General features: G+C 37.6%; 6 protein-coding genes. 5 read left to right on the top strand and 1 reads right to left on the bottom strand.

From position 1 onward, the window contains the following. The first annotated feature begins 20 nt into the window (after positions 1-20). The 5 genes from xyl3A to NJT12_RS13525 all read left to right on the top strand — a co-directional run bounded on the left by xyl3A (position 21) and on the right by NJT12_RS13525 (position 10,214). Entirely contained in the window at positions 21-2,615 is a 2,595-nt protein-coding gene (gene xyl3A / locus NJT12_RS13545) for a xylan 1,4-beta-xylosidase (protein WP_271336457.1), read from the top strand. Between the two features lie 149 nt (positions 2,616-2,764). Then, positions 2,765-4,102: a glycoside hydrolase family 43 protein gene (locus NJT12_RS13540; protein WP_271336456.1), complete on the top strand. Its 1,338-nt coding sequence runs from the start codon at positions 2,765-2,767 to the stop codon at positions 4,100-4,102. Between the two features lie 65 nt (positions 4,103-4,167). Beyond that, on the top strand, positions 4,168-5,535 hold the full coding sequence (locus NJT12_RS13535; protein WP_271336455.1) for a glycoside hydrolase family 43 protein: 1,368 nt from the start codon (positions 4,168-4,170) through the stop codon (positions 5,533-5,535). A gap of 159 nt (positions 5,536-5,694) precedes the next feature. Further along, positions 5,695-7,638: a glycoside hydrolase family 97 protein gene (locus tag NJT12_RS13530; RefSeq protein ID WP_271336454.1), complete on the top strand. Its 1,944-nt coding sequence runs from the start codon at positions 5,695-5,697 to the stop codon at positions 7,636-7,638. A gap of 131 nt (positions 7,639-7,769) precedes the next feature. Beyond that, positions 7,770-10,214, top strand: coding sequence for a glycoside hydrolase family 31 protein (locus NJT12_RS13525; protein WP_271336453.1), 2,445 nt, complete (start codon positions 7,770-7,772; stop codon positions 10,212-10,214). A 178-nt stretch (positions 10,215-10,392) separates the two neighbouring features. Here the strand turns inward: NJT12_RS13525 and NJT12_RS13520 are convergent, their stop codons facing one another. Further along, positions 10,393-13,545 (bottom strand): glycoside hydrolase family 2 TIM barrel-domain containing protein, encoded by a 3,153-nt coding sequence (locus NJT12_RS13520; protein WP_271336452.1) that lies wholly within the window; start codon positions 13,543-13,545, stop codon positions 10,393-10,395. Positions 13,546-13,759: the final 214 nt, after the last annotated feature.

Raw genomic sequence — 13,759 nt, 5'->3', positions numbered from 1 at the left:
TTAATTTCAATAGTAAAAATATGAAAATCACTTGCCTGTATATTTTAAGTTTAATGTCTTTTTTTAGTGTAAACGCGCAGCAATATCCTTACAAGAATCCCTCGCTCAGTTCAGCAGAGCGGGCAAAAGATTTAGTTTCGCGATTAACTCTTGAAGAAAAAGCGGTATTAATGTGTGATCAAAGTGATGCGATACCCAGACTTGGAATCAAAAAATTCAATTGGTGGAGTGAAGCGCTACATGGGTATGCCAATAATGACAATGTTACTGTTTTTCCGGAACCTATAGGTATGGCAGCCTCGTTTGATGATCAATTACTATATCGCGTTTTTGATGCGGTATCAGATGAAGCGCGCGCAAAATATAATCAATGGATTAAAAACGGTAATGAAAACAAACGTTTTTTAAGCCTCTCGGTCTGGACTCCTAATGTTAATATTTTTCGGGATCCGCGTTGGGGCCGTGGTCAGGAAACCTACGGAGAAGATCCTTATCTTACTTCCCGAATGGGAATTTCAGTAGTCAAAGGACTGCAAGGCCCGGCAGATGCTAAATACCGTAAACTTTTAGCCTGTGCAAAACATTTTGCTGTTCACTCAGGACCAGAATGGAGCAGGCATGAATTGAATTTAAATAACGTAGATCCTCGCGAGTTGTATGAAACTTATCTGCCGGCATTTAAAGCACTTGTGCAGGATGCTGATGTGCGCCAGATAATGTGTGCTTATCAACGTTTAGACGATGAGCCCTGCTGTAGCAATACCAGATTATTACAGCGTATTCTAAGAGATGATTGGGGATTTAAATATCTGGTAGTTTCAGATTGCGGTGCTGTAACTGATTTTTATACAACTCACAAAGTTTCATCAGATGCGGTGCATGCTGCATCAAAAGCGGTCCTTGCCGGAACAGATGTGGAATGTGTCTGGGAGAAATATCCCTTTAAAGAACTCCCGGCAGCTGTTGCTAAAGATCTGATAAAAGAAGCGGATATTGATAAGAGCCTGCTTCGCGTATTAGTTGGCCGTTTTGACTTAGGTGAAATGGATGATGATGCCATAGTGCCGTGGGCTCAAATTCCCACATCGGTTCTTAATAGTAAAGAGCATCAGCAACTAGCACTTGAAATGGCTCAAAAGTCCATGACGCTTTTACAAAATAAAAACAGCGTGCTTCCTTTAAATAAATCAATAAACAAAATAGCAGTACTAGGACCAAATGCTAATAATGAACCCATGTTATGGGGAAATTATAATGGAACACCCGTTAAAACAATTACCATTAAAGACGGAATAGAGTCAAAAATTCCGAAAAATAAAATCTTTTATGATAAAGCGTGCGATCTGGTAGAAGATAAAGTAAACCAAAGTTATTTTAACCAAATCTCATTTGAGGGAAAAAAAGGAATGAAAGCAACCTATTGGAATAATCCAAATAGAGAGGGGAGCAGTATAATATCCCGGCAGATTTTAAATCCTATTAAAATGACTACTGCCGGTCAGCATGAATTTGCCTCAGGGGTTAAACTAGAAGGCTTTTCAGCAAAATATGAAACAGAATTTTCAGCACAAGCAAATGATATACTTGTTTTTAAAACAGGAGCTACTGGTGTTTTTGAATTACTGATTGACGGAAAATCAATTGCAAAATATACCAATTGGCGTACTGTTCCAGGAAATATTTCATTTCCGGTTCAGGCGGGTAAAAAATATAAAATCGAACTTCTTTTTGCCCAGTCAAACAATTGGCAGGCGAATCTTGAATTTGATTTTGGAAAAGAATTTGATATTGATTTCAGTTCATTAATTCAAAAATTAAAAGGTATCGATACTGTAATTTTTGCAGGTGGGCTCTCTACTTTGCTGGAAGGAGAAGAAATGCCTGTTTCTTCGCCGGGTTTTAAAGGCGGTGACCGTACAGATATTGAACTTCCGGCCGTGCAGAGAAAATTTTTGAAAGAACTTAAAGCAGCAGGTAAAAAAGTAATTTTTGTAAACTGCTCGGGCTCTGCAATTGCCTTAACGCCAGAAACGGAAAGCTGTGACGCTATTCTCCAGGCATGGTATCCGGGTGAAGCCGGAGGTCAGGCCGTTGCCGACGTTCTTTTTGGAGATTATAATCCTGCCGGAAAACTACCTGTTTCATTTTATAAAAACTCAGATAAATTAGGTGATTTTGAAAATTATTCGATGAAAGGGCGCACCTATAGATATACAACAGATGTTTTGTTTCCGTTCGGTTTTGGCTTAAGCTACTCTAAATTTACTATTGGTGAGGCAAAATTGAATAAAGCCAATATAAAACCTAATGAAAATACGCAATTAAGCTTTCCTGTAAAAAACATTAGTAAACGTGACGGAACAGAGATCGTACAGGTTTATGTTAGAAAAGAAAATGATACCGATGGCCCCTTGAAAACATTGAAAGCATTTAAAAGAGTCAATTTAAAAGCGGGTGAAAAGCAACTTGTAACTATAGATTTACCAGCTTCTTCATTTGAGTTTTATGATGCCACTACTATAGCAATGAAGGTAACATCAGGCCTGTACGAGGTCTATTATGGTAATAGCTCGGAGACCAAAGATCTAAAAATGATTAAAGTATCTGTTCAATAAATCTATGAACAGCAATTAACAAATAAATGCCAGATTGAGAACTGGTGTGACAATGGTTAATTATCAGTAACAAAAAAAAGATTCGTTTGTAATAGGTTTACAATTAATGAAATAATTATGATACTCTGCGTTTAATAAAAAATGGCTAAATGATGAAAAAATCGAATTTCTTACTACTATTTTATTTGTTTATGACTGTAGTTTTTAATGGCAGCGCCCAAAGTAATATCAAACAGCGACCTATAATTCAAACAAAATATACTGCTGACCCTGCCCCGATGGTGTATAAGGACACCGTTTTTTTATATACATCACATGATGAGGACGATGCAAACGGCTTTAAAATGATCAACTGGCTTCTTTATACTTCAACTGACATGGTTAACTGGACTGATCATGGTGTAGTTGCATCCTTGAAAGATTTTAATTGGGTAAAGCATGATAATGGAGCATGGGCCGTACAAGCAATTGAACGAAACGGGAAATTCTATCTCTATTGTCCCATGCACGGACAGGGGATAGGCGTATTGGTAGCTGACAGTCCTTATGGACCTTTTAAGGACCCACTTGGAAAACGATTGATTGACACCAATCATTTATGGAATGACATTGATCCAAATCCATTTATTGATGATGATGGCCAGGCCTATCTTTATTGGGGGAATCCTGATTTGTATTATGTCAAACTAAACCCTGATATGACATCTTATTCAGGTGAAGTTATCAGTGTACCTTCAAAGCCGAAGAACTATCAGGAAGGGCCTTGGATCTATAAGCATGAAAAACAGTATTATTTGTCTTACGCATCTACGTGCTGTCCTGAAGGAATTGGGTATGCTATGAGTAATTCACCCACGGGACCTTGGGAATACAAAGGCATGGTGGTTGAAGCAAGTGAAAAAACCAGGGGAAATCATCCTGCAATTATTGATTACAAAGGAAAATCATATTGTTTCGGACATAGTTACGATATTTTAAAGAGAGAAACCTCTACTTTTTATGAAAGACGTTCAGTAGACATGGATGAAATAGTTTATAACCAGGACGGAACAATTAAAACATTATTTTATTGGTCAGAAGATGGACCCAAGGCAGTAGGTACCATAAATCCTTTTAAGAGGGTTGAGGCTGAAACTATGGCATGGAGTGAAGGGTTGAAATCTGATATAAATAGTGAAAAAGGAGTTTTTGTAACCCAAATAAGCAATAATAATTTTATTGAGGTGCAGGCTGTTGATTTTAATAGAACTGCTAAAAAATTTGAAGCCAATGCTGCTTCAATCAAAGGAGGAAAAATAGAAATCCGTTTGGATAATAAAGAAGGCCAGATTATTGGAGTCTGCGAAATTGGGAGTACAGGAAATTTAAATACCTGGAAAGAATTTCAGTGCAGTGTAAAGAAAGTAAAAGGATTACATAGTGTTTTTTTTATTTTTAAAGGAAACGGAGAATCACTTTTTAATTTAGACTGGTGGAAGTTTATGTAGCGTTCTCAAGCTGTGATTAAAAGTAATAGGCAGATAAGTAAATTTTCAAGAGAAAAATAAACAATATGTATTTTAAAAAAAATAACCTTGCAGCAGTATTATTTATAATTTCTATAATCGGATTTGCTCAGAATCCTATTATACAAACCAATTATACAGCAGATCCTGCCCCAATGGTATATAACGGAAAAGTCTATTTATATACGACCCATGATGAAGACGAATCGACCTGGTTTACTATGAATGACTGGAAATTGTATACCACTGAGGATATGGTAAATTGGACAGATCATGGTACGGTTTTGAATTATAAACATTTCAACTGGGCTAAGATGAATGCATGGGCTGCTCAATGTATAGAACGCAATGGAAAGTTTTATATGTACGTTCCTATAACCAATAAAGAAGGTCAGGGATCAATAGGAGTTGCCGTTTCTGATAGTCCTTACGGACCTTTTATTGATCCGTTAGGAAAACCACTAATTCGAAATAGTAATGCTGATATTGATCCGTCGGTTTTTATCGATGATGACGGACAGGCATACTTGTTTTGGGGTAATCCGGAATGTTATTTTGTGAAATTAAACGAAGATATGATCTCTTATAACGGAGAGATAAAAATAATTCCCAATACTATTGAATCTTTCGGAAAACGTGATGGAAAAGAAGATCCCCGAAGACCTACTACCTACGAAGAGGGACCCTGGCTTTATAAGAGAAATAAATTATATTATTTGATTTTTGCAGGCGGGCCTATTTCAGAGCATATTGGGTATTCGACCAGTAAAAGCATAACCGGTCCTTGGAAATATCAGGGCATTGTAATGTCTACACAGGGAAGTAGTTTTACCAATCACCCAGGTGTAATTGATTTTAAAGGCAAGTCCTATTTTTTCTATCATAACGGAGCATTGCCTGCAGGTGGAGGTTTTACCCGATCTGTATGTGTTGAGGAATTAACATTCCAGCCAGATGGAAAAATTAATCAGATCAATATGACCGAAGGAATAAAAAAAGGTATCAAAACCATTAATCCTTATCTTAAAACCGAAGCCGAAACAATAGCATGGTCAAACGATGTAAAGTCAATGCAGAATGAGCAAGTTGGCGTTTTTATTACAGCAATGAAAAATGATGCTTTTACGAAGGTAAGAGATGTCGATTTTGGTAAAGAAGGTGCTTCAAAATTTACAGCGCGTGTAGGGACTGTCCATAATGGTAATGTCACTATGGAAATAAGATTGGATAAAGTAGATGGGGAATTGATTGGTACAATTCAGGTTCCAATGACTGGAGGAAATGATCGATGGGCCTTAGTGAAAAGCGATGTAAAGAAGGTGTCTGGGATACGTGATCTTTATTTTGTATTTAAAGGAAAAGCTTCGGGACAAATTTTATATTTTGATTATTGGATGTTTTCTAAGGGAGTATAGCCAATTATCGAAATGCAGTGATACGGAAATTTATATTACAACCGAATCTTTTTCTTTAATTTAGACTGCAGTCTGTTAAGAAAAATGATTCCATATTATGATGTAGCACGTCTTTTTGCAAATAAAAATAAATTAATAAACCAATAACCAGTATAAGTTATGAAATTTAAATATGCATTATGTTTATTTCTCTTTAGTTTTTTGAAATTAAATGCACAATCAGTGGTGAAAAGTCCAGATGGAAAGCTCATAGTAGTTTTGGCTGTAGATAATAATATGCCGGTATACAGTGTTTCCTATAACGGGAAAATTTTCCTGAAAAATTCTCCCCTTGGTTTAAAAACAAATGTTGGGGATTTTACCACAGGATTAATTTTGCAGGCCAATGTACATCAAAAAAATATTGAAGAAATCTATCAGCTTCCTAATATAAAACAGCAAAGCGTGCATTATGCAGCTAATGAGGCTGTATTTTCTTTTACTAAAGGAGGGAAAGAAGCTATTGATGTCATATTTAGAGTAAGTAATAATAATGCAGCTTTTAAATATAAAGTATATCCTCAAAAAGAAGCCCGCTCCTGTGTGGTGCAGGAAGAAGCATCTGGTTTTGTTTTACCGGATGGTACCACTACATTTCTTTGCCCGCAAAGCAAACCCATGACAGGATTTGCCAGAACTGCGCCAAGTTATGAAACATCCTATACACTAGATGCTCCAATGGGAAAGAACGGAATAGGAGAAGGGTATACCTTTCCATGCCTTTTTAAAGTAAATAATCAAGGATGGGTTTTAATCTCAGAAACCGGCGTAGACAGTGGTTATTCTGGCAGCAGGTTAATTGGTCACGATAAAGGACTGTATACGATAGGATTTCCAATGGAAGGAGAAAACAACGGAAACGGCACAACTGCTCCGGGGATATCACTATTTGGTGAAACTCCATGGCGCACCATTACTATTGGAGAAACCTTGGCTCCTGTTGTAGAAACTACTATCCCTTTTGATTTGGTTAAACCAAAATATAAAGCCTCTAAGGAGTACCAATATACTAAAGGTTCATGGAGCTGGATTATCAAAATGGATAACAACACCACTTTTCCGGTTCAAAAACAATATATAGATTTCAGTGCGGCGATGGGATACCAGACTCTTTTAATTGATGCACTTTGGGATACTCAGATAGGAAAAGATAAAATTGCTGAACTGGCCCGATTTGGAGAAGCAAAAGGGGTAGGTTTGTATTTATGGTACAACTCGAATGGATATTGGAATGACGCACCCCAAGGACCACGTGGAATGATGGATAATGTAATACTGCGTCGTCAGGAAATGGCATGGATGAAAAGTATCGGTATAAAAGGAATTAAAGTTGATTTTTTTGGGGGAGATAAACAAGTAACCATGAAATTATATGAAGAGATCCTGACAGATGCTAATGATTTTGGACTAATGGTTGTTTTTCATGGTTGTACCTTACCGAGGGGATGGGAACGTATGTATCCAAATTTTGCCTCTAGTGAAGCTGTCCTGGCAAGTGAAAATCTGCATTTTGGACAAAAAAGCTGTGATAACGAAGCTGTTAATGCTGCAACACACCCTTTTATTCGAAATACGGTCGGAAGTATGGACTTTGGAGGAAGTGCTTTAAATCAGTTTTATAACAGTGAAAATGAGCCCAATAAAGGTTCAAAACGTATAACTTCTGATGTATTTGCCTTAGCCACCGCGGTGCTTTTTCAAAGCGGTGTACAGCATTTTGCATTGGCACCAAATAATTTAATCGATGCTCCTGCCTGGGCTATAAACTTTATGAAAGAAGTTCCCACGACTTGGGATGAAGTTCGTTTTTTAGAAGGTTATCCCGGTAAATTTGTAGTGCTTGCCCGCCGAAAAGGAGTTAAGTGGTACATAGCAGGAGTGAATGCTCAAAAAGAAACGGTAAAATTAAAAATCAAGCTGCCAATGATTGCTTCAGGGGAAACTTTAAGATGTTACCTTGATGATGACCATTTAAAGGGAACTGTAAAAACAATGAAGCTTAAAAATAGTCATGAAATTGAAATAGCAATTCCTTGTAATGGAGGAATGCTGCTATTGAATTAGCTCTAAATTATTGCCGTCATAAAGGAGCAACCGATAAAAATTTAATATTTCTGAAATTTTTAAAACTATACCAATTATAAAAGGTATTAGTTTTAGAAAATTAAAAACAAAAAACTAATCCATTTATAAATATGAAACGAATTTGTTTTATGCTCGTTCTTCTGGTGCTGTCCGTAAACGGACTTGCACAGTCTTTTCAGAAGACTAAACTGGGAGTGAAAGCCAGTGTCGACGGCAGTAATGTAGAAGTACGGTTCTATTCGCCTTCAATAGTTAGGGTTATTAAAGTGCCTAATGACAAAATATTCTTAAAAGAAAGTCTATCAGTAATAATGCAGCCATCAAAAACTGCTTTTACAACCAAGCAAAATGGCACTATAGTAACGCTGAAATCCAATAAAGTAACGGTTACTGTTGATCTTACTGATGGGAGCATTGAGTTTTCTTCCGTTTCTGGCCAGGGGCTATTAAAAGAAAAGGTTAACGGCACAAAATTCACCCCATTCGATGATACCGGTGCTGCCAGTTACAATGTTTATCAATCTTTTAGTCTCGATAATGATGAAACCATTTATGGACTAGGACAGCATCAGAGAGGAGATCTTAATCAACGAAATCAGAAATATCATCTGGAACAGGGTAATGTAGAAGATGCTATAACCTTTTTTCAATCGGTAAAAGGTTATGGTCTGTTTTGGGATAATTATTCTCCAACAGAGTTTACAGATAATGCCACAGAGACTTCTTTTAATTCCCAGGTGGGCGACGGAGTAGACTACTATTTTATGTATGGGGGAAGTGCTGATGGCGTAATAGCCGATATGCGCGAACTTACAGGTAAGGTTCCTATGTTTCCCTTGTGGACCTATGGCTTTTGGCAAAGTAAAGAGCGATATAAGAGTCAGGACGAACTGGTAAATGTAGTAAAAAGATACCGGGAATTGGGTGTACCACTCGATGGCATTATACAGGACTGGCAATATTGGGGAAATAACTATCTGTGGAATGCCATGGATTTTTTGAATCCCGATTTTCCTGACGGGAAAAAAATGGCTGAAGATGTACATGCTCAAAATGCACATTTGATAATTTCGATCTGGGCTTCATTTGGGCCGAAATCTAAGCCGTATCGTGATATGGATAAAAAAGGAATGCTTTTCAATATTGCTACCTGGCCCGAATCAGGTTTAGAGCAGTGGCCTCCCAATATGGATTATCCTTCCGGGGTAAGGGTCTATGATGCCTATAACCCTGAAGCGCGCGATATTTACTGGAAATATGCCAATGATGGACTTTTTTCTAAAGGGATAGACGGCTGGTGGATGGATTCAACCGAACCCGACCATCTACAGGTAAAACCCTCGGATTATGATACAAAAACTTTCTTGGGTTCCTTTCGTAAAGTGCGTAATGCTTTTCCGCTTATGACAGTTGGAGGGGTTTATGACCATCAGCGTATGACTACATCAGATAAGCGTGTATTTATTCTTACCCGTTCTGCATTTGCAGGCCAGCAGCGTTATGGTGCCAATACGTGGTCGGGTGATACCGGCTCGAGCTGGGAAACACTCCGAAATCAAATACCTGCGGGATTAAATTTTTCATTGACCGGAATACCACATTGGAATTCAGACATAGGAGGTTTTTTCGCCGGGGTTTATAATAAAGGAAGATATACTGGTTCCGGGGCTAAAAATCCGCTATATCAGGAATTATATGTCCGCTGGATACAATTTGGGACTTTTAATCCCATGATGCGTTCACATGGTACAGATGTACCTAGGGAAATTTATCAGTTTGGGAAAAAAGGAGAACCTATATTTGATGCCATTGATAAATTTATTAATTTGCGTTACACGCTTCTGCCTTATATATATTCGACTTCTTGGGATGTTAGTGCGAACCAATCTACTTTTATGCGTGCTCTATTTATGGACTTTGTAAACGATAAAAAAGTATGGGATATCAATAATGAGTATATGTTTGGAAAATCAATATTGATAGCTCCTGTAGTAAAAGCCCAATATACTTCTGAAACTGTAGTAAAAGTCGATGAACAAAGCGGATGGAACAAACAGGGAAATAAAGCAGGAAAAGATGAAGCCGCGATAGACTTTACCACTGAAAAAACGACGCAGGTATATCTCCCATCAGGTACTAATTGGTATGACTTTTGGACCAATGAAAATTTTAAAGGAGGGCAGGAAATTACAAGGAAAACCACTATTGATATGATTCCGCTTTACATCAGGGCAGGTTCTATACTGCCATTAGGGCCACAGGTGCAATATGCTGCCGAAAAAAAATGGGACAACCTTGAAGTGAGGGTATATCCGGGTTGTGATGGATCATTTGTATTATATGAAGATGAGTTTGATAACTATAATTATGAAAAAGGAGCGTACACTGAAATAGCGTTTTTGTGGAATGATTCAGTAAAAAAGCTTACCATATCCAGCCGAAGAGGGGCTTATAAGGGAATGCTCCAAAATAGAAAATTTACTATTGTTCTGCCCTCAGGTGTAAGGAAAGATGTTGCCTACAATGGTAAAAAAATAGAAATAAAATTTAAATAGAAAAGAGTATAATATAAAAAAACCTAAAGTCTGTCTACAGGCTTTAGGTTTTTAGAATATAATGTACTGCAGTCTATCATTTATAAAGATCATGAAAGTAGTATGGACAAATTTTGAGTAATCATTATTTGAGCTTATTTAGTAATTAATAGTATTCATGTTCAATCAAATTTACAGATTAAAACAAGCATAATGTATATGTAAATGAAGTTGGGAGGGCAAAAACCTGATATTGCTCAAGTGGTCTTGGACCACAGCTAGCCGATCCTACGCCTAGTGTTTTAGTTGAAAGACAGAACACAGTTGAGGTACTGGGAGGTAAGTCAATTTTATATTCTACTGGATACATTTGCTCATCGGTATGGGGAAGAGCAGAAACCTGCATCAATTTTTCATCCGCTTTCACCATCACCCAGGGCATATCTTTACCGCTTAGTTTTGCCCAACTGACTTCTTCATGGTTACCGTGTTCCATCGGTTTTTCATATTCATATTGTTCATTTACACCCAATTCGTACAGGCCAACATGGGCAGAACTCTTGCGATCGGAATAATTCTCGGATGGCCCGCGACCTAAAAAAGTCATGTGATCAAGCTTTTTGTCGAGTAACATCCGCACACCAATTCGGGCTAAGTTGATACTTAAACCAATAAAATGAACCTGATTATCAACTTTTATTGACCCATCGCCTTTAATGGTATAAGTTGCTGTATGATAAACGCCAAAACCTTCTTTACCATCTGCTTTTGTTACAGAAGTTACTTTCACGCAGGCTTTATCAATGACTTCTACTTTAAAATTAACTACTTTATATTCAAGTGTCGTTACTCCGTACTTTTGCCATTGCTGGTAAGCCCAATCATCGTCGTTACGGTGAGAGGCGCGCCATAAGTGCAGTTTAGGTGAACCATCTGAAGCTAAAATATTAATTCCCTTTTTTGTCAGCTGATTTATAAACCCCGTTTTTTTATCAAAACTTACAGAAAAGTCTTTTCCGGAAATCACGGCTGATTGCTGGTTTTGAGCTAGTTTTACAGGCTGAGTGACTTTTAATTCTTCTACAGAAAATGTGTTTACAGGAAGTAAAAACTGCTCTGTTGCAACTTCAAAACCTTTATGAGCCCAAAGTGTTTTTTCTTTTAAGCGGTATGAAACGCGCAAATAGTATTTAGCGCCTGCTTTTGGATGCTCTATTTTATAAGGAATATTTGCTGCAAAAACTCTTTTTTCTCCCCATGTAGGACGGATTTCAGTTTTACCATTATCAATTTCCTGCCCGTTTTCGCTTAGACTCCAAAGGAGCTCAAAACCATCAAGGGAAATAAATTGGTATTTGTTCTTAATTTTAAGACCGCCATTAGCAGGATCCGTTAGTTCGGTATCGACCCATTGAAATGCTTTTTTCATTTCAGGATAATGTGGCTTTACATTGTTTCCTTCGGTTGCACGATCGTAAGAAACCACTCCTTTATGAATGAAATAATGATCATTTGGATATTCGCCAAAACCTCCTCCATAGGCTAAGATTGGGTGGTTCGGATCGCGCTTGTTCCATAATGCCTGATCCTGGAACTCCCAGATAGCACCACCCAAAATTTCAGGATTTTGATCAAAAGCTTTAGAGTATTGTTCAAGAGAGCCCATAGAATTAAACATAGCATGAACAAACTCACAGATATAAAGTGGTTTAGTCAAACCCCAATTTCTGGCCATATCAACATAATCTGCTGCACTGCCATACATACGGCCATCCAGGTCGGCAGGATTATTTTTACCGCTTCCAAATCTTTCGTAGTGAACAAAACGAGTAGAGTCGATAGCCTTAACAGCAGACATAGCAGCCTTGAGATTCGTACTGATGCCGCCGCCTTCATTTCCAAGCGACCAGATAATCACCGATGGATGGTTTTTGAAATTCTCAACATTGGCCACATTGCGATCAATAATAGCTGCTTTTATTGTTGGTTCTTCATCAAATCGGGTATCATAACCATGGTATTCCATATTGGCTTCAGCAACCAGCCAAATTCCCCATTCGTCACAAAGCTCATACCAGCGTGGATCATTTGAATAATGACTGGTGCGGATGTGATTACAATTTCCTTGTTTAATTACTTCCAAATCACGAATCATCTGTTCTTCAGTTACGGCATGACCTACATCGGACCAATGCTCATGACGGTTTACGCCTTTCAATTTGATTGGTACTCCATTTGCCATGAAAATTCTTCCGTTGATTTCTACTTTCCGAAAACCTATTTTTGACGATATTATTTCGCCTTCTGAACTGGTCAATACAACGGTGTACAGATTAGGGGTTTCAGCAGTCCATTTTAACGGATTATCTATCTTGATTTTTACATTTAATAATTCTTCGTTATTGGGTTTAATTATATTTCCCGTGGTATTGCCTCTGGCTATTTCTTTGTTTTGGTTGTCGTAAAGTGTTACGGTAAATTTTTGTGCTTTGGTAGTTTTGTCACTATAATTTTTAATTTTAGCAGATACATCCAATGTTGCATTTTTATAGTCTCTATCTAAATCTGTTTTTACAAAAAAATCGCGAATATGTACTTGTGGGGCGCTCCAGAGCGTTACATTGCGAAAAATTCCGTGTAGACGCCACATATCCTGGTCTTCCAGCCACGTACCGGAACTATATTGATATACCTCTACAGCAATCATGTTTTTACCAGGCTGCAGATATCGGGTTAGGTCAAACTCGGCGGCATTACGGCTATTTACGCTAAAACCTACTTTTTTACCATTTACCCATAAAAAAAATGCACTATCCACACCATCAAATGTAATAAAATTACGGCGCCCTATCCATTGTTCAGGAATAGAAAATTCCCTGCGATAACTTCCCACAGGGTTTCGCTCATTATATGCTGTATAAGATTTATCAGGCTCACTCATCACATGTGGATAATCTTTTTTGATGGTATAACCTAAGTTTCTGTAAAACGGTGTCCCGTAACCTTGCACCTCCCAGTTAGAGGGAACAGTAATTTCTTTCCAGCTGGAAACATCATAATCAGGCTCATAAAAATCCGCAGGTCGTTTTTCCGGTGTGTTAACCCAGTTAAATTTCCAATCCCCATTTAGACTTTTGCAAAATGAGGAAGCATGTCGCTTGGCAGTCAAAGCTTCCTGGAGGCTGCCATAGGGCATTAATGTAGCGTGATAGGCTTCTTTGTTTATACCAAGTAATTCGGGGTTTTCTATTTCAGGTGGAATTAGATTTTCTACGGCAGTAGTTTGGGCAGCGGTAGGGTTTAAGAAAGATATCGACAATAAAATAAATAGTAAGAAAGTGTTTTTTTTCATTGGTATTTAATTGTTTTTGCAGTTTGACGCAATGTTATCTTTAGGACAATAGCTGGGTCTGTAATTTGTAGTTATTCAATTACGACTAAAGTAAAAAAAAATAGTATATGATTTTTTTTCTGGATTGATTATCAGAACTGACAAATAAAACAGGTGCAATAATTTGAGTAAGTTGAAAAAAGGTCTAAAATTTATTATGGAAACTCTCGCCAGT

It is taken from the genome of Flavobacterium azizsancarii, from assembly GCF_027980145.1.
Taxonomy (GTDB): domain Bacteria; phylum Bacteroidota; class Bacteroidia; order Flavobacteriales; family Flavobacteriaceae; genus Flavobacterium; species Flavobacterium azizsancarii.
This window is presented reverse-complemented; position numbering and strand designations above follow the sequence as displayed.